Source organism: Microvirga sesbaniae, assembly GCF_025460805.1.
In the GTDB taxonomy this organism is placed as follows: Bacteria; Pseudomonadota; Alphaproteobacteria; order Rhizobiales; family Beijerinckiaceae; genus Microvirga; species Microvirga sesbaniae.
Window position 1 is genome coordinate 1 of sequence record NZ_JAMXFJ010000006.1, and the last position, 20,669, is coordinate 20,669.

Consider the following 20,669-nt stretch of genomic DNA (forward strand, 5'->3'; position numbering starts at 1 on the left):
TTCGAGCCGACGGTGATGACCGGGGTGCGGCAAGGCATGAAGGTGACGAAGGAGGAGACGTTCGCGCCGCTGGCGCCGATCATCGCGTTCCAGGACGAGGCGGAGGTGATCGCGATGGCCAACGACTCGGAGTTCGGGCTGGCGTCGTATTTTTATGCCCGTGACCTGGCGCGGGTGTGGCGGGTGGCGGAGGCGCTGGAGAGCGGCATGGTGGGGGTGAACACGCCGGCGCTGGCCAACGAGATGGCTGGTGGGGGTGAACACGCCGGCGCTGGCCAACGAGATGGCGCCGTTTGGCGGGGTCAAGCAGTCGGGGCTGGGGCGCGAGGGCTCCAAGTACGGCATCGAGGGCTTCCTCGAAATCAAGTACGTCGCCCTCGCAGGATTGTGAGATCCTTGAACCCCATCGTGAGAGGAGGAACGCATGGCCGACTTCGTGCTGGCTCTCGACCAAGGCACCACATCGTCCCGCGCCATCGTGTTTGACGGCACCTACAGGATCCGCGGGCTGGCGCAGCGCGAGTTCCCCCAGATCTACCCGAAACCCGGCTGGGTCGAGCACGATCCCCGGGATCTCTGGGACACGATCCTGGAAACCATGCGGTCCGCCCTCGCCGATGCGGGACTGGCCGCCTCCGACATCGCGGCCATCGGCATCACCAACCAGCGCGAGACCGCGATCCTCTGGGACCGCGCGACGGGGCGCCCGGTCCACAACGCCATCGTCTGGCAGGATCGACGCACGGCGGATCGCTGCGCCGCGCTGAAGGCCGACGGGTCCGAGAGGATGATCACCGATCGGACCGGACTGCTCGCCGACCCGTATTTCTCCGCCACGAAGATCGAATGGCTCCTGGACAATGTCGAAGGCGCCCGGACCAAGGCCGAGCGCGGCGCGCTCGCCTTCGGCACCGTCGACACGTGGCTGCTCTGGCATCTCACCGGCGGCCGGCGGCACGTCACCGATGCGACCAATGCGTCGCGGACCATGCTGTGCAACATCGACACCGGCGAATGGGACGAGGACCTGCTGCGCCTGTTCCGCATCCCGCGATCCATCCTGCCCGAGATCAGGGACAGCATCGACGAGTTCGGCAGCACGGATCCGGGTCTCTTCGGCGTCGCCATCCCGGTCAGGGGCGTGGCCGGCGACCAGCAGGCCGCCATCGTGGGACAGGCCTGCTTCAGGCCCGGGATGATGAAGTCGACCTATGGGACGGGCTGCTTCGCGCTCCTCAACACGGGGCACGAGCGCGTGCCTTCCAAGAACCGCCTTCTGAGCACCATCGCCTACCGCATCGAGGGCCGGACCACCTATGCGCTCGAAGGCTCGATCTTCATCGCCGGAGCGGCCGTGCAATGGCTGCGGGACGGGCTCGGCATTCTCCAGCGCGCGGACCAGTCCGGATCCTTCGCCGCCCAGGCCGATCCGCAGCAGGAGGTCTATCTCGTTCCGGCCTTCACGGGCCTCGGCGCCCCGTGGTGGCAGCCCGATGCGCGCGGAGCGCTCTACGGCCTCACGCGCAACACGGGCCCGAACGAGATCGCCCGGGCGGCGCTCGAATCCGTGTGCTTCCAGACGCGGGACCTCCTGGACGCCATGCGTCAGGACTGGTCGGCCGCGGCCGATACGGTTCTGCGCGTCGACGGCGGCATGGTGGCGAGCGAATGGACGATGCAGCGCCTCGCCGACATTCTGAACGCTCCCGTCGACCGGCCGGTCATTCTCGAGACGACCGCTCTGGGCGCCGCCTGGCTGGCCGGATGCGGCGCGGGAGTCTGGCCGGGCAGCGACGGATTCGCGGCGAGCTGGCGCGCCGATCGTCGCTTCGCGCCGGCCATGGCCGACGGCGAGCGCGAGCGGGCGCTTTCCGGCTGGCGCCGCGCCGTGCAGCGGACGATCTGGCAGGGCTGAAGCATTGGACGCAAAAGTGGGAACCGGTTTTGCGTGAAAAGATGCTTCACAACAAAAGCTCAAAGCATCGTGCGCAAAAGTGGGAACCGGTTTTGCGTGAAAAGATGCTCCAGGCCCGCGCCACTCCCGGCCAGGATAGAAACGCTCCCTCGTCATGGCCGGGCTTGTCCCGGCCATCCCGATCCGGTGAGGCGCGGCGCTTCACAGTATCGAGATCACCGGGACAAGCCCGGTGATGACGGGGAGTGGGGGCAGGGCCGGCACTGCCACCCGCCCCACGTCATGGCCGGGCCTGTCCCGGCCATCCCGATCGGAAGAGCGCGGCGCTTCACAGTATCGAGATCACCGGGACGAGCCCGGTGATGACGTGGAGGGGGGCAGGGCCGGTGCCGTCGGCATCGCCCCGGAGGAGTTGGCAATGTCTCGTTCAGAGTTCGACATCGTGGTGATCGGCGGGGGCATCAACGGCTGCGGAATCGCCCGTGACGCGGTCGGGCGCGGCTACAGCGTCCTGCTGGCGGAAATGCGGGATCTGGCCAGCGGGACGTCGTCGGCCTCCACCAAGCTGATCCACGGCGGGCTGCGCTATCTCGAGCACTACGAGTTCCGCCTGGTCAGGGAATCCCTGATGGAGCGCGAGGTGCTCTGGTCCATGGCGCCTCACATCATCTGGCCGCTCCGCTTCGTCCTGCCCCATCACGGCGGTCTCAGGCCGGCCTGGCTCCTGCGGCTCGGCCTGTTCCTGTACGACCACATCGGCGGGCGCAAGCGGCTTCCGAAAACCACCACGCTCGATCTCGCGCGCGACCCGGCCGGGAAACCTCTGCGCAAAGGCTACAGCAAGGCCTTCGAATATTCCGACGCCTGGGTGCAGGATGCCCGGCTCGTGGCCCTCAACGCGCGGGATGCGGCCGACCGGGGCGCCGAGATCCTGACGCGCACGAAGGTCACCCGGCTCGAACGCGGCGATGCCGGGTTCCGGGTCGAACTCACCGATCAGGAAACGGGCCGGACCCGCGAGGTGACGGCGAGGCTCGTGGTGAACGCCGCCGGGCCCTGGGTCGATCAGGTCCTTCGCCAATCGACCGGCTCGAACGAGCGCCATGTCCGTCTCGTCCAGGGCAGCCATATCGTGGTCCGGAAGCTGTTCGATCACGACAGGTGCTACATCTTCCAGAACAAGGACAACCGGATCATCTTCGCCATTCCCTACGAGGGCGATTTCACCCTGATCGGCACGACCGACCGGGACTTTTCCGGCAGTCCGGACGAGGTCCGGATTTCCGACGAGGAAATCGCCTATCTGTGCGAGGCCGCATCGGAGTATTTCGAGCGCGGCGTCACCCCGGACGACGTGGTCTGGACCTATTCCGGCGTCCGGCCCCTGTACGATGACGGCGCATCGAAGGCTCAGGAAGCCACCCGGGACTACGTGATCAAGGTCGACGGAACCGGCCGCGAAGGCGCGATCGTCAACATCTTCGGCGGCAAGATCACCACCTATCGGCGCCTGGCCGAGTCCGTCCTGGAGACCATCGAAGAGACGCTCGGCGCCCGCGGGCCCGCCTGGACGGCGGGGGCGACCCTGCCCGGGGGCGATTTCCCCGTCCTCGGTTTTGAGGAACTCGTGTCCCGCCTCAAGACGGAGGCGCCCTCCGTGGCCGAGGGCACGATCCGCCGGCTCGCCCGCAACTACGGGACTCGCGCGCGGCACATCCTAGAGCCGGCGGGAAACCTGGGCAGGATCTTCGCCGCCGATCTCGGCGGGAACGAGGTCGATTACCTGATGGACCAGGAATGGGCGCGGGACGTGGACGACGTCCTGTGGCGCCGCTCCAAGCTGGGTCTCAGGATCGGCGCCGACGCGAGGGCCGAGATCGCCGCCCATATGAGCGCCCGGAGCGGTCCGGGGCGAGCTCGGTGATGACGGGGAGGGAGACCATCGCTGTGGCGCGACCCCTCCCGCGTCCCTCCCACGTCCCTCCCCATGTCATGGCCGGGCCTGTCCCGGCCATCCCGATCTTCTAGGGCGCCGAGCCTCACCGGACCGGGATCACCGGGACAAGCCCGGTGATGACGTGGAGAAGGTGGAAAGGGCCGGTGACAACACCCTCCCAACGTCATGGCCGGCCCTGTGCCGGCCATCCCGATAAGGTGAAGCGCCTCTCAGAAGCGGGATCACCGGCACAAGGCCGGTGATGACGTGAGAGGGTGGTGTGAGCGGGTGATGACGGGGAGAGGGTCGGGGTCCGTATGCTCGGGCGATTAGTCGGACTTCCGCGCCGGCCGGTCCGTCTCACCTGGCGATGGGGACGAGCTGGCGATGTGGACGAGAAGGCCTTGCTGCCTGCCGCGGAGCTGGACGTGGCGGGAGGACCGGAACCTCGCGCGCCATGCCGGATCCGCCGCGGCGCGGATGCAATCCTCCGACGCGATGAGCGAGCCCCCGATCTCGCGCGTCGCCTCCTCGAGCCTGCTCGCCACGTTCACCACGTCGCCCACGACGGTGAACTCGATGCGCTCCCGGCCACCGAGATTGCCGACAGTCACCGGTCCGCAATGGACTCCGACCGAGACACGCAGCGGATCGGCGCCGCGGCCGGACCGTTTTCGGCTCCAGCGCTCGATCTCCTCCTGAAGTTCGAACGCGCATGCGAGCGCGCGGGCCGGCGCGTCCGGTTGCAGGCCGATGGACCCGAAGGTCGCCATGAAGCCGTCGCCGAGATATTTGTCGAGGGTGCCGCCATGCCTGAACACCACGGCGCTGCTCCGCTCCTGGAAGCTCCGCAGCAGGGCGAACGTGCGCTCGGGCGAGAGGGTTTCGGTGAGCTTGGTGAAGCCGACGATGTCCGCGAACAGGATGGCGACAATCCGTGTCGCCGGCTCTCCGAACGCGGTCGCGCCGCGGCTGGAGAGGGCCTCGGCCACGTCCGGAGAGACATAGCGCGCGAGATCCGCGCGCACGACCTCGGCCTCGACCTGGTTCAGCAAGGTCCGGCGGCTGCGCCAGACGGTCAGCGTCAGGAGCAGGGTGAACAGGGAGGTTGCCACGAGCTGGGTGTACCATGCGGTCAGGCTGACAAAGGCGGGCTTGAAGGAGAGGTCCAGGACGGCGGCCGACGTCAGCGCGCCCTCCGCGGCGGCATCGTTGAACCGCAGCGTGTCCGGCAGGGAGTAGACCGTGAAGACCCCGACCGACCAGATCACGATGATCGACACGCCCGTCCACAGCACCCGCCTCGGGGAGTAGGTGAGGGCGGCCTCGCCGAGGAGAAGGAGAACGTAAAGAAATTCCTGCCCGCGCAGACGGGTCTGGATGGGCCAATCGCCGCCGAGGCCGGCGGGCGGAGGGACCAGGATGGCGGCCGTCACCAGGGCCACGTCGAGGACGATGAAGCCGAGCTTGATCGCCTCGCCGTGGCGATGGCGACGCAGGCGGTAGGGGATGTAGCCCAGGAGGAAGAACCCGAACGCGTAGGCTCCGTAATAGAGATCCCGTGGCCACGGCACGAGCCAGATCAGCCAGACCGAAACCACGATGATCGCGGTCAGCCGCGCGTAGAAGGCGAACTGGAGGCCTTCGAGCTCCGCCCGTCGCATGTTCGCCTGAAGGTGAACCTGCGAGGTCCGGAGGGACCGAAGCGATCGGAGCCCCTCCAAGGCCCTGGATACGAAGCCGACGCTCCGGGTTGCCAAGTCAAACATCGACTCGCTCTGTTGATGCCGAAAGCTTTAGCGCACCCTACGAGAAAGTGGACCCGGTTTTTCGTGTCGAACGGTGCGCCACTTCGGGAGTTGAGCATCGGACTTATCGGCAGGGCAACTCGGCCTCGGAGCGACGCTCATCCCGGGTGAGGGTCGTGTGGGCGGGTGTTGTCACCGCCTCCCACACCCTCCACGTCATCACCGGGCTCTTCCCGGTGATCCCGCTTCCGTAGGGCGCCGCGCCTCAAACAATCGGGATGGCCGGCACAAGGCCGGCCATGACGTGGGGAGGGTGGCAGGAAGAGCGGAGGGTGCCATGACCGGGAGGGTGTTGTCACCGACCTTTGCCACCTTCTCCACATCATGACCGGGCTCGTCCCGGTGATCCCGCTTCATGCGGGCAAGGCGTTCCGCATGGCCGAGGTGACGTGCCTCAGAAATTGTCTCGCTCGACGGTGCGCTTTGACAGAAGCGCGTTTCCGCAGTATTTCATGGTAGGAAATGTCGTTACGCAGAGTGAAACGATCGTGGCAAGACAGGCCTTGGACATCGAAGCGCGGGAAGAAGGTGGGGTCATCGCCGTGGAGCGGGCCTTGGCCGTGCTCGACGCGTTCACGGCCGATGACCGGTTCCTGAGCCTGGCGGAGCTCGCCCGTCGCGTCGGCCTGTCGAAACCGACCGTTCTGCGCTTCACGAAGTCGCTGGTCCGGGCCGGCTACCTGGTGCGCAACGACGATGCGACCTTCCGGCTCGGACCGAAGCTCGCCCGGCTCGGAACCCTGTACCAGGCAAGCTTCCGGATCGAGGATTACGTCCAGCCGGCCTTGCGGCGGCTCGCTCAGGAGACCGGCGAGAGCGCGGCATTCTACGTTCGCGAAGGCGATATGCGGGTCTGCCTCTTTCGTGTGGATTCGCCGCAATCGATCGGGCATCACGCAAGGACCGGCGATCTGCTGCCCCTCGACCGAGGTGCGCCGGGACGCGTGCTTCTCGCCTTCGCCGGCGAACCCGGCGAGCCATACGATCAAATTCGCCGTGACCTGTTCCATATCACGTTCGGCGAGCGCGATCCGCAAGTGGCCAGCATTGCCTGTCCGATATTCAGCTTCGGCCAGCAGGTCGCCGGGGTCATTGGCGTGGCAGGCCCGACAAGCCGATTCGATGAAAGGGCCGTCGCCCACCATTTCGAGTTGCTGAGGTCTGTCTCCACGGAACTGACACGACATCTGGGCGGAACGCCTGCGGGCCAGGCTTCGACCCGCAGGCCAGGCACGTCTTCCCGCGTCCGCGCTGATTGAACCCGGTCAGCCGCAATCATCAAGAGAGGAAGCCGTGCTGACCATTCCAGAAACACCGTGTCCCCGTGCATGGGCCGCATGACCATGCAAAAGGGATGGCATGGCGTACGCGCGGCCTTGTCCGAGGCCAATTATCGCACTTTCACCATCGGCAACGTCTTCTCGCTCGTCGGAACCTGGGTTCAGCGGGTTGCGCTCGGCTGGCTCGTCTGGGAACTGACGGGCTCAGGGGCATGGCTGGGCGCGGTCGCTTTCGCCGACCTGTTTCCGATGGTCCTCGTGACCCCCTTGGCGGGCGCCATGGCCGACCGGTCTGAGCGACTGCGGGTCACGCGGATCAGCCAGGCCTTGCTCATGGTGCATGCGGGGCTGCTCACCCTTCTCAGCGCCCTCGGCCTGCTCAACCCGGGCCTCGTGCTGGTGCTCGCCCTGGTCGGCGGAATCATCACGGCCTTCAACCAACCCTTCCGGATGGCGCTTCTCCCCAGTCTCGTCGAGCGCCCGAACCTGATCAGTGCGGTCGCGATCAACTCTGTCGCGTTCAACGTTGCCCGCTTCGTCGGACCCGCCATCGCGGGCCTCGTGATTGCGAAGGGCAGCCTCACACTGGCTTTCGCGATCAATTTCGGGACGTTCGCAGTCTTCTCCTGGACGCTTGCCAGGATCCGTCTGGTTTGCGTCGAAACCACCCGACCCGCCAAGGGCGGATTGATCACGGCAGTCGTCGAAGGTTGGCGCTATGCCGCCGGGCATGTTGGCCTCGGCGCCATGTTCCTGACGCTGACGGTCGTCTCGCTCTGCATACGGCCTGTTCTCGAGCTCATGCCGAGCTACGCGGCCCTGTTCGGCCCTGACGCTGGCAAGTTCGCCTTCATGACATCCGTGATCGGCCTCGGCGCCCTGGTCGGGGCGCTCTGGCTCAGCCGGCAGGCCGATCCTGCGGCCCTGGCCAAAATGTCTCTGTCGAATGGCCTTGCGATGGGCGCGGCATTGTTCGTCGCGGCGGTCGCCCGTCACGAGCCGTTGGGGGTCGTGGCCCTGTTCATTGTGGGCTTCGGCATGGTCGTGAGCGGGATCGCCAGCCAGACCGTGATCCAGCTCGCCGTGCCCGATCACCTGCGGGGCAGGATGCTTGCTCTGCACAGCATGATCTTTCGGGGGGCGCCGGCCCTTGGTGCCTTGGTCATCGGAGCCTTGTCGGACCTGACGGGGCTGCGTGGTCCCCTGGTCGCAGGCGCAGCCGTGACCTTCGCCTTCAGCGGGATCGTCTATTCCCGGCGCAAGCTGATCCTCGAGAGCCTCGGTCTGTGAACGTGATCCGGGACAGTCGGTGCACGGACTACGCGACGGGTCACAGCGGCAAGGCGCACGGCTTATTCATTGGTAACCGGAGAGAAGAGTCTCATGAGCAGTCCTGACACGCCGCGCGGCATGGAGCGCTCCACGACGGATCTGGAATCGACGCCGGTCAAGGGGATCGTGCAGACACCGCCTGCTGCTCTGCCGCGGCGCCTCCGCCGGGTCCTGGCATTCGACGACTTCGAGATGGCGGCGCGCCGCCACCTGCCGCGGCCGATCTTCGGCTACGTGTCAGGGGCTGCCGAGACCAACGCCTCCCTCCGCGACAACCGATCGGCCTTCGAGGAGTTCGGCTTCGTCCCGCGGGTGCTCGTCGATGTATCGAGGCGCACTCAGGCCGTCGAACTGCTCGGCAGGACATACGCGGCCCCGTTCGGGATCGCCCCGATGGGAATCAGCGCCCTGTCGGCCTATCGCGGCGATCTGGTCCTGGCGCGGGCAGCCGGGCAGGCCGACATCCCGATGGTGATGAGCGGATCCTCCCTGATCCGCCTGGAGGAGGTCGCCAAGGCGAATCCTGCGGCCTGGTTCCAGGCCTATCTGCCGGGTGAACCGGACCGGATCCTCGGATTGCTGGAGCGGGTGGAACGGGCCGGCTTCGGGACGCTCGTGCTGACCGTCGACACGGCGGTCCTGGCCAATCGGGAGAACAATGTCCGGAGCGGCTTCTCCACGCCCCTTCGGCCCAGCCTTCGCCTCGCCTGGGACGGCATGATGCGGCCGAACTGGACGCTGAACACGTTCCTGCGGACTTTGCTGAAGCACGGCATGCCCCATTTCGAGAATTCCTACGCGACACGCGGAGCGCCGATCCTGGCGAAAAGCGTGATGCGGGACTTCGGAGCGAAGGATCACCTGAACTGGCGTCATCTGGAACTGATCCGCGAGCGGTGGAAGGGACGCCTGGTCGTCAAGGGCATCATGTCCAAGGACGATGCCCGCATCGCCCGGGACAGCGGCGTCGACGGCATCGTCGTGTCGAACCATGGCGGCCGGCAGCTCGATGGGGCAGTCTCACCCCTGCGCGTCCTGCCGGCCATTGCGGATGCCGTGGGAGCGACAATGCCCGTCATGATGGACGGCGGTATCCGTCGAGGCTCCGATGTGCTGAAAGCCATCGCTCTCGGCGCGGCATTCGTCTTCGTGGGCCGTCCCTTCGTTTATGCGGCCGCCATCGGAGGCGAGACGGGCGTCAGCCATGCCATCACCATCCTCTCGACCGAGATCAACCGGAACATGGGCCTTCTCGGCATCAACTCGCTCGGTGAACTGGGTCCGGAGCGGCTTCTCAGGATCAGGGGCGTCGATGGGTCCGGGACCTGAGAGAGCCTCGGATGGCCGGCACGACGGAAACACGCGACAGCATCGCCCAAAGATGTGGTGGACCTCGACGGGTGCGGGATCGGCTGTGGAAGGCGTGTCTCAGCGCGCCACCCCGTACTCGCCGCTGAAGCTCACCAGATGCTGGTGCAGCCGGTCGATCACGATCGTTCGCGTGCTCGTGCGGCGCTCGATCAACCCGATCTGACGATAGACCTGCGGATTCCCGAACGGAGCTGACACGACCTCGCCAATCGCCTCCTTCAGGGCGCTGTAAGGGGCGACGGATGCACCAAGGCCGTTGACCACGCATGCGACGACAGCCGTCATGGTGTCGGTTTCCGCGATCAGGTTCGTCACGATGCCGCTCCTTGCCAGTTCGGTATCGATCAGTTGAGTCAGACGGAACCTGCTGTTGAACCTCACATAGGGGAGGGTCGAGAGCATTTCCGTTGCCGACATTTGCGGCGTGCCGGGCGGTGCGATCGCGAACAAGGGCTCGTTGATGAAGGGACTCCATCTCAGCGCCGAGGGAACCCCGGAGTGCTCGGCCACCATCGCCGAATCGAGCCTTCCCGATACGACATCGTTCAGGAGTCCGTCGCTGTTGGCGACATGAAGCTTGATCTTGAGATCGGGATAATCCGCCTTCAGCGCGACGATCGCCCGGGGCAACAAGGACAGGACACTGGACCGGATGGAGCCGATCGTGAAGGTGCCCGTGATCGCCTTTCCGGATATGGCGTCGATCACGTCATCGGCGGACCGGACGAGGTTGCGCGCGGCCTCGAGCATCTGAAGCCCGTGACTGTTGAGCGTCATCGGCCGGGTCGAGCGGTCGAACAGCTCGGCCTGGACCTCGATCTCCAGGGCCTGGATCTGTTGGCTGACCGCGGAGGGCGTCAGCCCGACGGCATCCGCCGCCTTGGCAAAGGTTCCGTGCTCGGCAATCGCGATGAATGTCTTCAGTTGGCGGATGTCCATCGAACCTTGGCCGGCGCTTATTAAGAAAATCTGTTCATGTTTGCCAGAATTATTCGCTTTTTTCAAGAAATCCTTATGTTACGAATCGACGCCAACGAAACACCGAGCAGAAAAGCTTCGGGACATGGGAGGATGTGATCCAAGGTGCGATACCTCGCACCGCGTCCTCGCTCGTTCCGATCGAGGTACGCATGGACAGCCGCAATATCCTGGTCACTGGCCCCGCCATCAACGAGCAAGCCGTCAAGCTCATCGCCGACAACGGCTACAGCGTCGCTTATGTCCCTCCCTATACGAGCGAGGAGGACCTGGTCCGGATCGTCGCCGAGGTCGACCCGGTCGGGGTCGTGGTCCGGATGGGACGCTTCGGGGCTTCCGCCATTGACGCCGCGCCATCGCTGCGCGTCCTTTCCAAGCACGGTGTCGGGGTGGACAACATCGACGTCGATGCCGCGACCCGTCGTGACATCCCTGTTGTCGTCGCAGCCGGCGCGAACGCCCGTTCCGTCGCCGAGCATGCGATGACGCTCATGCTGGCCACCGTCAAGCGCATCGTACCGCTCGACAGCGGTCTGCGCGCCGGCCGTTGGGAAAAGGCCGGGTTCTCGGGCGTGGAGGTCGCGGGTCTGACCATGGGCCTGGTCGGCTTCGGGGCCATCGCAAGGCACACGGCCGTCTCTGCGAAGGCTCTCGGAATCCATGTCCGCGCCTTCGACCCCTTCGCCGATGACGCGACCTTCGCCGATGCCGGCGTCACCCGGGACGCTGCCGTCGAGGACCTTCTCGCCGCGTCCGACATCGTCAGCCTGCACTGTCCCCTGACGCCTGAGACGCGCAACCTCCTCGACGACCATGCGATCGGCCTGATGAAGCCTGGGTCCTACGTGGTCAACACGGCCCGCGGCGGACTGATCGACGAGGACGCCCTGGTCAGGGCCATCGACAGCGGCCACATCGCGGGCGCCGGCCTCGACACGTTCGCAACCGAACCTCCCGCTCCTGATCATCCCTTCTGGGGACGGCAGCAGATCGTCGTGACCCCGCATGTCGGCGGCGTGACAAAGCAGGCCAACGTCCGGGTCGGAGTCGACGCGGTCGAGGGCATCCTAGCCGTCATCCAGGGCCGGGATCCGGGTCGGGAGAGGATCGTGAACTACCGCGCCCTCGCGAAGGCATCGACCTGAGCGACTTTCGCATTCGACATCCAGTACCGAAAACCATGAGGAGAAGACGTTGAGCATAGGATTGAGGGTTCGGAACCGGGAGCGCGCCGTCGGCCAGGAATGGGTCGAGAAGTTCAAGGAGCTGCCCGTCGCGAATGTCAGCGACAGCATGTACCGCATGTACGCCGCCGGCGCGCAGCTCCGCCCGATGCACCGCGAGGGCAAGCTCGCCGGCCGGGCCCTGACCGTCAAGGCTCCGCCCGGGGACAACCTGATGCTGCACAAGGCGATGGACATGGCCGAGCAGGGTGACGTCATCGTCATGGATGCCGGCGGGGACGTGACCCATGCCCTCATGGGCGAGATGATGCTCGACTATGCGCGCAGGCGCGGCATCGTCGGCTTCGTCCTCAACGGCGCCATCCGCGACGCGGATGCCTTTGTGGAAATGAACGTTCCGACATTCGCCGTCGGAGTGACCCATCGCGGGCCCTACAAGAACGGTCCCGGCGAGGTGAACGGCCCGATCGCCATCGGCGGAATGGTCATCATGCCCGGCGACCTGGTCCTCGGGGATTCCGACGGCGTGGTGGTCGTGCCGATCGACGACGTGGCGGACGTCTACGAGAAGACTGTCGCCAAGTACGCCGCCGAGAACAAGCAGATGGACGCCATCAAGGCAGGCACGCACAAGCCGACCTGGTTCAACGAAACGCTCGCCAAGATGGGCTGCGAATTGCCGTCAAAGGCCTGACCCCGGCATCGTGGCCAGTAAGAGCAGGCTTGGCACCGGCTCATGAGCCGGTGCCAAGCAAAACCGATAAGAGCAGGCTTGGCGCCCGCCTGACAGGCCGGTGCCGAGCGAAACCCAATCCTCCATCAGTGTCGTGATGGAGCCTGAATGAGTTCGGAAGTGAATTCCGAAACGCTTGAGCGGTCACGTCGACCGCCATCAATGGGAGGTACGAATGAAGCAACTGATCTCGACTGCCGCACTTGTCACATCGATGCTGGCTGGTATCGGCGCCGCTCATGCCGAGTGGCCGAAGGACAGGCCCATCGAAATGATCGTGGCCTTCGCCCCGGGCGGCGGCACGGATGTGATGAACAGGACGCTCGCGCCCTACATCGAAAAGGAACTCGGCGCGAAGATCACCATTCTGAACCGGCCCGGGGCGTCCGGTGAAATCGCCTACACGGCGATGACGCAGGCCAAGCCCGATGGCTACACGTTGTCCTCTCTCAACACCCCGGGCTACCTGACGATGCAGATGGACCGGAAGGTCCGCTTCGACCCCAAGAAGATCTGCCCGGTGGCCCGCATTGTCGAGGACCCCGGCTCGTTCATCGTGCAGGCGAACTCGGAGTTCAACTCACTCAAGGACCTGGTCGCCTACGCCAAGGCCAATCCGGGCAAGGTCACCATCGGCACGACCGGCCTCGGGACCGACGAACACCTCGCTCTGCTGCAACTGGAAAAATCGGCTGGCGTCGATCTGACCGCGGTCACCTTCAACGGTGCGAACGAGGCGCGGACCGCGCTGCTCGGCGGGCACGTCATGGCCATCGGGATCAACGTCGGGGAGCTCATGGGTGGCGATCACTCGGCCTTCAAGTCACTCGGCCAGTTTGCCGATCAGCGCGCCGTCATCGCTCCGGATCTGCCGACGGCCAAGGAGCAGGGCTATGACGTCATCGTGAGCTCCGAGCGCGGCATCGCGATGAATTGCGATGTCCCCGAAGCGATCAGGTCGAAGTACTCGGATGCCGTCAAGAAGGCTCTCGACAATCCGGAATTCCAGGAAAAGGCCAAGCAGCAGTCTCTCGCGCTTTCCTATCGCTCGTCCGAAGAGTGGAACAAGGAAATGCCGGCACGGGCCGAGCGGCTCGGGGAAATCTGGAAGCTGGTCAAGGAACAGAAGTGATGGCAGATCCACGCAAGGTTGGGGAGACCGGCAATCGGCCGGATCTCCTGACGGCCGTCATGTTCGTGGGCATCGGTGCGCTCGGCCTCTGGGCCGGGCGCGACCTGACCATGGGCACGGCCTCAACAATGGGGCCGGGCTATCTGCCGAGGATCGTCTGCTGGCTCCTGGTTCTCGTCGGGCTGGCCGTCGGCGGGATCGGCCTGTTCCGGGCGCGGGAGGACATCGCCGCCCCGAAGCTTCGTCCCCTGTCGATCATCCTGCTGTCTGTCGTCGGCTTCGCCTTCATCGCCGAGTACTTCGGCTTTGTGGCCGCGTCGGTCTGGCTGTTGGTGATCGGAAGCCTGGCGGATCGTGAATCCAGATGGCGTGAGGTGATCCTCCTCACGGCGGGCCTGACCGCCTTTGGCGCGCTGGTCTTCATCGTTGGTCTCGGCGTCCAAATGCCAATCTGGCCGTTCTGGGAGTGAACCATGGAATTCCTCCACCTGCTCGCGCTCGGGTTCGGCGAAGCGATGACTCCGATGAACCTGGGCTTCTGCCTGCTCGGTGCTCTCCTCGGGACCCTGATCGGAGTCCTGCCGGGGATCGGCCCGACCGCGACGATTGCCGTTCTCCTGCCGATCACCTTCTACCTGCCCCCGTTGGCCGGCATCATCATGCTCTCCGGCATCTACTACGGGGCGCAGTACGGCGGATCGACAACTGCCATCCTGGTCAACCTGCCCGGTGAGGCATCATCGGTGGTGACCGCGATCGACGGTTACAAGATGGCCCAGAAGGGCAAAGCCGGATCTGCCCTTGCCGTCGCGGCGCTCGGATCGTTCTTTGCCGGAACCGTGTCGACATTCGGCATTGCCGTCGCAGGCCCGACGCTCTCGTCATTCGCGCTCTCGTTCGGCCCTGCCGAATACGTGTCACTGATGCTCTTCGGCCTCCTGGCGGCCACCGTCCTTGCCCGAGGGTCCGTCCTGAAGGCGATCGGCATGATCCTGCTCGGCCTGGTGCTCGGCATGGTCGGCATCGACGCGGCATCCGGCGAGGAACGCTTGACGTTCAGCGCGATCGAACTTTTCGACGGCATCGACTTCGTCGTGATCGCAATCGGCGTTTTCGGCTTTACCGAGATCATCGAGAACCTCGAGAACGTGGAAGCACGAGGCGTCCTGGTCAGTAAGCTCAGCCGCCTCTGGCCGACGCGGGAGGACTTCCAGAAGGCCTGGCCGGCCGTCCTGCGGGGGACGGGGATCGGGACGTTTCTCGGAATCCTGCCGGGCGGCGGTGCGACGCTGGCGTCATTCTGCGCCTACTCCCTGGAAAAGAAGGTCGCGAAGAACCCCCGGGAATTCGGGAACGGAGCCGTCCAGGGCGTGGCAGGGCCCGAGGCCGCCAACAATGCCGGCGCTCAGTCGTCGTTCATTCCGCTGCTCACGCTCGGCATCCCGTCCAACAACATGATGGCGATGATGCTGAGCGCCTTCATCATCCATGGCATCACCCCTGGTCCCACCGTCCTGCAAAACCAGCCGGAGATCTTCTGGGGCCTCGTGGCGAGCATGTGGGTCGGCAACCTGATGCTGGTCGTCATCAACCTGCCGCTGATCGGCGTCTGGGTGAAGCTGCTGACGGTCCCGTACCGTCTCCTGTACCCGGCCATCCTGTTGTTCTGCTGCGTCGGCGTCTACAGCATCAACAACCGGATCTTCGACGTGGTGCTCGCCGCAGGTTTCGGGTTGCTCGGATACCTGTTCCGGAAGGCCAAATGCGAACCGGGCCCTCTGCTGCTCGGCTTCGTGCTCGGTCCCTTGCTCGAAACGAACGTCCGTCGCGCCCTGGTGATCTCTCACGGAAGCCCGAGCGTGTTCTTCGAGCGGCCGATCAGCCTCGTCCTGCTGCTGGCGACCGCCGCGATGTTCATCCTGATGGTCCTGCCGTCCTTCCGCAAGACCCGCGAAGTGGCGTTCCAGGAGGAAGAGGCCTGAGGCCGGCCATGACGTGGGGGGTGTTCGCACCGCCTCACACCACCCCTCTCCACGTCATCACCGGGCTTGTCCCGGTGATCCCGATGGATTGAAACGCGGCGCCCCAAAAGATCGGGATGGCCGGCACAGGGCCGGCCATGACGTGTGGAGGGGCATGGAAGGGGTCGCGCCACAGCGATGGTCACCCTCTCACGGCGTCACCGGGCGACAACCTCATGGGTGGACACGCAACGGAGTTCGCCCCATTCCCGAGACGCGCGAGATCAGGACCGGAGCAGGTCCGAGGGTGCCGATGATTCAGAAGAACTCAATCTTTTCGGCCACTTGCAAAGGCAGGTGGCGGAGACGGAGGGATTCGAACCCTCGATACCCTTTTGGGGTATGCTCATTTAGCAAACGAGTGCCTTCAGCCGCTCGGCCACGTCTCCAGGCGAAAAGGCCGGATCTGGGATCCGCTTCGCAGGTGGCGCAATAGACGCGAACGGGGTCCCTTCGTCAAGGTCCAAAATCGCACGGCCGCCTGCGTGGGAAAGGGGAAGACAGCCTTCGCCCTCAGGGGGCCTACCAGAACAGATGGGACAGGGCGAGGCTTGCGATCCCAATGCCGGACAGGAAGACCGGAAACCACTTCGGACAGGGGCCCTGTGCTTCGTCGAGTTCCACGCTGTCCCTCCGTCGCTTGCTGAACACGCCCTATCAGAACAGCCGCGGGTCCGGGAGGGAAGGGGCCGGGCTGGTGAAAGTTGGGCTTTTCCGCTCAAATGGAGGGCATCGGGCCCGATGAGCGCTCAAGCACCGGACCCGATCCGAGAAGTGAGCCCGCTTTTCACGTCCGATGCTCTCGCGCACCGTGCGAAAAACCGGGTCCACTTTTTCGCGTCGAACGGTGTGCCGGCCAAGAGGGGAGCATCGGACAATTGGGATCACCGGCACAAGGCCGGTGATGACGTGGGAGGGTGGAATGAGCGGGTGATGATACCCTCTCCACGTCATGGCCGGCCTTGTGCCGGCCATCCCGATCTTTTGGGGCGCCGCGCTCCACCGTATCGGGATCACCGGGACAAGCCCGGTGATGACGTGGTGATGGACTGGACGAGCCCGGTGATGACGGGGTGGTGGATCGGCCGGGCGATCAAGACAGGGTCCCGAACGGTGCGCCGCTCAAAGGCTTGAGCGTCGGATCCGATGCGCTAGGACGCGTTCGCCGTCTCGGCGGCCTCGTACAGGCGCCGGATCTCGTCGAAGCTGCGGATGGCCGGGGCCGAGGGGCGGACGATGACGGCGCTCAGCTGCCTGAACTTGTCGTCGGCCCAGTCCTCCACGACCACCGCGATGGCGTCCCGGAGCGGCAACGTCGCGACCTTGCACGCCATGGTCGAGCCCCGCGACCGTTCGAACGGCCGGCTCAGGGCAAGAAGATCCACCATCTCGTCCAGGTCATGGGCTACGGTCACAATGCTCTCCACTGCGAAGGTTCCGACGGCCTCGGCCATTGGCAGCCAATTGTGGCAACCCAATGCCCAAGCTTGCGGCAAGCTTGCCTGGAGGCGCGATGGTCAGGGGGAGGAGCCGCTTCGGCTCACGGAACAGGTCTTCGGGCCGGGTACCGGAAGTGCTTGAGGAGCTCGTCGCTGTGGCCGACCAGCAGGGCGGCCTCCGAGGGCAGGGCGTCCTCGGTCACGCATTCGAAGCCCGAGAAGAACCCCAGGAACGTCGTGTTCGGAAGGCTCATGAGAAGGATCGATTGTCCGGATGTCGGGTCGGCCGCCGCGGCGAGCATCATCTGCTTCGGGCCACCGAGCTTGACGAACAGCTCTTCGAACTGGTCCTGCGTCGGGCCCCAGTCCGCGGGGCCGATTGCCTTCTTCGCCCAGAGCATGGCCACGTCCCGCTCCCGAGGAGCCCATCACCCGTCGCATCCTAACCCAGTCCGGCTCCACAAGCGAGAGACTGCCCGCCGACCCGCGGAGGCGGCCCGCGGGATGCGCCAGCCGAAGGCGGTTCGTCGGAGGAGGACGGCGATGGTGGTCGCAAGCAGGTCAACAGGAGAGAGCGCCCGGCCGTCCGGAACGGCCGGGCGCTCAGCCAGGATCATCCTCGGATGACCGGGCGATGCCGTCAGGCGCTGGGGATCCGGCCCTCCGGGGTATACTGGTCGACAGCCCGCGGAAGCTCCCTGGACAGCCGGGCCAGGATCTCCTCACGGGACAGGCCGGTCTGCTGCGTCAGGGTCGCCAGGGTGTCGGGCCCGATCGCCTGCTCCAGCTGGTGCGGAGCGACCTCCTTGTTGGGGCCGGTTCCAACCCAGGAATCGGCGATGTCGCCCTGGCCGTTCTGCCGGAAGCTGTCGACGAGCTCGCCCAGGCCGCCGCTCAGAAGGCCGCCCGGATTCTGACCGCTCAGGCCACCCAGGAGCCCGCCCAGGCCTCCGAGCCCGCCCCCGAGGGCGCCCCCCAGGGCGCCGCCCAGGCCGCCTTGCTGCGGTGCGGAACCGCCCGGGGCTCCCGGGGCTCCAGCCGGATTGTTGCCCAGTCCTCCGAGCATCTCGGCGATCTTGTCCCGGTTCTGAAAGCCCGCAACGGCAAGCAGTCCCAACAGGGCTGTCATGGATGGAAAGCCACGGCTCATCTGTTCCTCCTCGTCTGATGCACGAGAACCGCAGCAGCGCGGAAACGGTTCCATGATTCCGTCGCCCGGATGATCCTGCGTCACCCGCTTGAATCGCGCGGAGCGGTCGGGCATGACCGAGCAGCCTGGGGCGAGGTCCGTTGCTCCAGGTGGAGAGGACAGCGCGCGTTCAATCCAGGGATGCCGAACGCTATCACGTGCCCTGTGCGGCGACGCACGCCCTGCGCAGGAGGCGAATCCTAGCGCAGGAACATCCAACATGCTGAACGGATTGGGCAAATCATTCCGTTGATCATTTCCGAGGGCCTAGCCCCTCACCTTTGCAATCTTGCAGGCGCTCTTTGCACATGCGTAAACGGCCGAGCTCGGGCCTGAGCAAACAATCCTAAACACGCATGTTCAAGAGGATAGAGTTTTGTCTGAACAATATCAGTATCTCGGCGCTTCGATCGGTTCATCGGCCCTGGCTGCGATCGCCCCCGAGGCGATCCACGGCTCTGACGCCAGTGAAGTGCTGAACGGGCGCAACGATGCTGCCGTGGATCACGCCGACGTCATCTATGGCCATGGCGGCAACGACACGATCAACGGCGGAGACGGCAAGGATTATCTCGACGGCGGCGCCGGAAACGACGTTCTCAACGGCGGCGACAACAACGACGACACTCTCGTCGGCGGCGACGGCGCGGACGTTCTGAACGGCGGTTCCGGAGTGACCTACTGGGATTACGCATCCTATGCCGGTTCGGCGACCGGGATCGTCATCAACCTGCGCGACACGGCGCTCAGCACCGGCGAAGCGGCGGGCGACGTGTACAATTCCATCGAGGGAATCATCGGCACCGCCCACGGCGATCTCATCGTCGGCAACGGCGACAAGCACGTGCTGACGGGCGGGGCCGGCAACGACACCATCATCGGCGGATCCGGGCAGGAGATCATGGACGGCGGCGACGGAATCGACACCGTGTCCTACGCCCTGTCGGGACAGGGCGTTTCCGTCAGCCTCAATGCGGGCGGGGGCGGGGTCAACGACTCGCTCAGCGATACGTGGGTGAACTTCGAGAACGTCATCGGGTCCAGCTACAACGACTCGCTGACCGGCGACGGCAAGGCCAACGTCCTCTCCGGCGGCCTCGGCAACGACTCGCTCTATGGCTCCGGCGGCGACGACACCCTGGATGCGGGCGCGGGCACGGACCATATGCAGGGCGGCGAGGGCAGCGACGTCTATTACGTCGACGATGCCAGGGACGAGGCCCGCGAGCAGTCCTACCATGCGGGCACGGACACGGTGATCGCGAGCGTGAGCTACGATGTCGGCATGAGCGCCGTGGAGGTTCTCCGCGCCGCGGACGGCCATGCGCCGATCAACCTGACGGGCAATGAATACACCACGATTCTCATCGGCAACGAGGGCAGCAACGTCCTCAGCAGCAAGGGGCGTGGCAGCGTCATGCAGGGCGGCGGCGGAAACGATGTCTACTACGTCGACAACGCCAACGACGTCGTCATCGACACGGGCGGCGTGGATGTGGTCTATGCCAGCACCAGCTTCACCCTGGCGGCGAATTCCGGCATCGACACGGTCTATGCGGTCGGCGACGTGCCGGTTCTGAACGGCAACGCGTTCGACAACGTGCTGCTGGGGACCGCGTCGAAGAACACGATGGACGCGGGAGCCGGAAACGACATGATCTACGGCAAATCCGGCAAGGACGTCCTGACCGGCGGCGCCGGAAAGGACTGGTTCGTGTTCGATACGGCGCTGGGAAAGTCCAACACCGACACGATCCGGGACTTCAAGCCAGGGCAGGACAAGATCGTGCTGGACAACGCTCTGCTCAAATCCAGCAAGGCGTTCTACGCCGCGGTCAGGAAGGGCACTCCCGATAAGCCCCTCAAGCTCGCCAAGGCGTTCTTCACGGTCGGCAGCCATGCCGACGACGGGAACGACCATCTCGTCTACAACAGGAAGACGGGCGTGCTGTCCTACGACAAGGACGGCTCCGGCGGCGCCGCGGCCGTCGAGATCGCCCGGTTCAGCAACAAGACGGCGATCAGCGAGAAGGACTTCTTCATCATCTGATCCTTGTGCATCGGGCGTCACCCCGTCGTCATCGCCGGGCACACCACCCTCCACGTCATCACCGGCCTTGTGCCGGTGATCCCGCTTCCGTAGAGCGCCGCGCCCGACAGTATCGGGATGGCCGGGACAAGCCCGGCCATGACGTGAGAGGGTGGTGTGACCCGGTGCGAACACCCTCCACGTCATCACCGGGCTTGTCCCGGTGATCCCGATTGCTTTCGGCGCTGCGCCCCAAAAGATCGGGATGGCCGGGACGAGCCCGGCCATGACGGGAGAGCGTTGCGGTCGCGCCCGGACGCGC

The 20,669-nt window shown here is 65.5% G+C and carries 16 protein-coding genes, 1 tRNA gene and 1 pseudogene; 12 read left to right on the forward strand and 6 right to left on the reverse strand.

Annotated elements, in window-relative coordinates; all coding sequences use genetic code 11:
- From OCW50_RS10850 to glpD, 3 genes and pseudogenes are all read left to right on the forward strand, one after another.
- Positions 1–391: pseudogene (locus tag OCW50_RS10850) on the forward strand (aldehyde dehydrogenase family protein); the annotation flags it as partial.
- A 33-nt stretch (positions 392–424) separates the two neighbouring features.
- Positions 425–1,915, forward strand: a complete 1,491-nt coding sequence (glpK, locus tag OCW50_RS10855) for a glycerol kinase GlpK (RefSeq protein ID WP_262297515.1) — start codon at positions 425–427, stop codon at positions 1,913–1,915.
- A 418-nt stretch (positions 1,916–2,333) separates the two neighbouring features.
- Positions 2,334–3,839 carry a glycerol-3-phosphate dehydrogenase gene (gene glpD, locus OCW50_RS10860; protein ID WP_262297516.1) on the forward strand — a complete coding sequence of 502 codons (1,506 nt, stop codon included), beginning with the start codon at positions 2,334–2,336 and terminating at the stop codon, positions 3,837–3,839.
- 341 nt (positions 3,840–4,180) lie between these two features.
- Here the strand turns inward: glpD and OCW50_RS10865 are convergent, their stop codons facing one another.
- Positions 4,181–5,515, reverse strand: coding sequence for an adenylate/guanylate cyclase domain-containing protein (locus tag OCW50_RS10865; protein ID WP_262297517.1), 1,335 nt, complete (start codon positions 5,513–5,515; stop codon positions 4,181–4,183).
- A 632-nt stretch (positions 5,516–6,147) separates the two neighbouring features.
- Here OCW50_RS10865 and OCW50_RS10870 point away from each other — a divergent pair.
- The 3 genes from OCW50_RS10870 (at position 6,148) to OCW50_RS10880 (ending at position 9,600) form a co-directional block, all read left to right on the forward strand.
- On the forward strand, positions 6,148–6,918 hold the full coding sequence (locus OCW50_RS10870; RefSeq protein WP_262297518.1) for an IclR family transcriptional regulator: 771 nt from the start codon (positions 6,148–6,150) through the stop codon (positions 6,916–6,918).
- A gap of 78 nt (positions 6,919–6,996) precedes the next feature.
- The gene (locus tag OCW50_RS10875; RefSeq protein WP_262272638.1) at positions 6,997–8,229 is read left to right on the forward strand and encodes an MFS transporter; all 1,233 of its coding nucleotides are present in this window, start codon (positions 6,997–6,999) and stop codon (positions 8,227–8,229) included.
- A gap of 234 nt (positions 8,230–8,463) precedes the next feature.
- Positions 8,464–9,600, forward strand: coding sequence for an alpha-hydroxy acid oxidase (locus OCW50_RS10880; protein ID WP_262272643.1), 1,137 nt, complete (start codon positions 8,464–8,466; stop codon positions 9,598–9,600).
- Positions 9,601–9,699: 99 nt separating this feature from the next.
- Here the strand turns inward: OCW50_RS10880 and OCW50_RS10885 are convergent, their stop codons facing one another.
- Entirely contained in the window at positions 9,700–10,581 is an 882-nt protein-coding gene (locus OCW50_RS10885; protein WP_262297519.1) for a LysR family transcriptional regulator, read from the reverse strand.
- A 191-nt stretch (positions 10,582–10,772) separates the two neighbouring features.
- Between OCW50_RS10885 and OCW50_RS10890 the strand changes: the two genes are divergently transcribed.
- The 5 genes from OCW50_RS10890 (at position 10,773) to OCW50_RS10910 (ending at position 15,651) form a co-directional block, all read left to right on the forward strand.
- Positions 10,773–11,765 carry a hydroxyacid dehydrogenase gene (locus OCW50_RS10890; protein ID WP_262297520.1) on the forward strand — a complete coding sequence of 331 codons (993 nt, stop codon included), beginning with the start codon at positions 10,773–10,775 and terminating at the stop codon, positions 11,763–11,765.
- A 49-nt stretch (positions 11,766–11,814) separates the two neighbouring features.
- Entirely contained in the window at positions 11,815–12,498 is a 684-nt protein-coding gene (locus OCW50_RS10895; RefSeq protein ID WP_262297521.1) for an RraA family protein, read from the forward strand.
- A 214-nt stretch (positions 12,499–12,712) separates the two neighbouring features.
- Entirely contained in the window at positions 12,713–13,669 is a 957-nt protein-coding gene (locus OCW50_RS10900; protein WP_262297522.1) for a tripartite tricarboxylate transporter substrate binding protein, read from the forward strand.
- A complete protein-coding gene (locus OCW50_RS10905; protein ID WP_262297523.1) occupies positions 13,669–14,139 on the forward strand; it encodes a tripartite tricarboxylate transporter TctB family protein in 471 nt (156 codons plus the stop codon). Before OCW50_RS10900 ends, OCW50_RS10905 begins: the two co-directional genes overlap by 1 nt.
- A 3-nt stretch (positions 14,140–14,142) precedes the next feature.
- Positions 14,143–15,651, forward strand: a complete 1,509-nt coding sequence (locus OCW50_RS10910; protein WP_262272632.1) for a tripartite tricarboxylate transporter permease — start codon at positions 14,143–14,145, stop codon at positions 15,649–15,651.
- Between the two features lie 337 nt (positions 15,652–15,988).
- On the opposite strand, the gene OCW50_RS10915 is transcribed toward OCW50_RS10910, so the two are convergent.
- The 4 genes from OCW50_RS10915 to OCW50_RS10930 form a co-directional block, all read right to left on the reverse strand.
- A tRNA-Ser gene (locus OCW50_RS10915) sits at positions 15,989–16,079 on the reverse strand.
- Between the two features lie 762 nt (positions 16,080–16,841).
- Positions 16,842–17,105: a hypothetical protein gene (locus OCW50_RS10920; protein WP_262297524.1), complete on the reverse strand. Its 264-nt coding sequence runs from the start codon at positions 17,103–17,105 to the stop codon at positions 16,842–16,844.
- Positions 17,106–17,230: 125 nt separating this feature from the next.
- Entirely contained in the window at positions 17,231–17,536 is a 306-nt protein-coding gene (locus tag OCW50_RS10925) for a hypothetical protein (protein WP_262297525.1), read from the reverse strand.
- A 233-nt stretch (positions 17,537–17,769) separates the two neighbouring features.
- Entirely contained in the window at positions 17,770–18,279 is a 510-nt protein-coding gene (locus OCW50_RS10930) for a YidB family protein (RefSeq protein ID WP_262297526.1), read from the reverse strand.
- A gap of 415 nt (positions 18,280–18,694) precedes the next feature.
- Between OCW50_RS10930 and OCW50_RS10935 the strand changes: the two genes are divergently transcribed.
- Complete coding sequence (locus OCW50_RS10935) at positions 18,695–20,368, forward strand: calcium-binding protein (RefSeq protein WP_262297527.1); 1,674 nt, start codon at positions 18,695–18,697, stop codon at positions 20,366–20,368.
- Positions 20,369–20,669: the final 301 nt, after the last annotated feature.

What these genes read in the sequence shown, in the direction of transcription:
- glpK (WP_262297515.1), top strand. Translation starts at nt 425, where the DNA reads ATGGCCGACTTCGTGCTGGCTCTCGACCAAGGCACCACATCGTCCCGC.
- glpD (WP_262297516.1), top strand. Translation starts at nt 2,334, where the DNA reads ATGTCTCGTTCAGAGTTCGACATCGTGGTGATCGGCGGGGGCATCAAC.
- OCW50_RS10865 (WP_262297517.1), bottom strand. Translation starts at nt 5,515, where the DNA reads ATGCGACGGGCGGAGCTCGAAGGCCTCCAGTTCGCCTTCTACGCGCGG.
- OCW50_RS10875 (WP_262272638.1), top strand. Translation starts at nt 6,997, where the DNA reads ATGACCATGCAAAAGGGATGGCATGGCGTACGCGCGGCCTTGTCCGAG.
- OCW50_RS10880 (WP_262272643.1), top strand. Translation starts at nt 8,464, where the DNA reads ATGGCGGCGCGCCGCCACCTGCCGCGGCCGATCTTCGGCTACGTGTCA.
- OCW50_RS10885 (WP_262297519.1), bottom strand. Translation starts at nt 10,581, where the DNA reads ATGGACATCCGCCAACTGAAGACATTCATCGCGATTGCCGAGCACGGA.
- OCW50_RS10890 (WP_262297520.1), top strand. Translation starts at nt 10,773, where the DNA reads ATGGACAGCCGCAATATCCTGGTCACTGGCCCCGCCATCAACGAGCAA.
- OCW50_RS10900 (WP_262297522.1), top strand. Translation starts at nt 12,713, where the DNA reads ATGAAGCAACTGATCTCGACTGCCGCACTTGTCACATCGATGCTGGCT.
- OCW50_RS10905 (WP_262297523.1), top strand. Translation starts at nt 13,669, where the DNA reads ATGGCAGATCCACGCAAGGTTGGGGAGACCGGCAATCGGCCGGATCTC.
- OCW50_RS10910 (WP_262272632.1), top strand. Translation starts at nt 14,143, where the DNA reads ATGGAATTCCTCCACCTGCTCGCGCTCGGGTTCGGCGAAGCGATGACT.
- OCW50_RS10930 (WP_262297526.1), bottom strand. Translation starts at nt 18,279, where the DNA reads ATGAGCCGTGGCTTTCCATCCATGACAGCCCTGTTGGGACTGCTTGCC.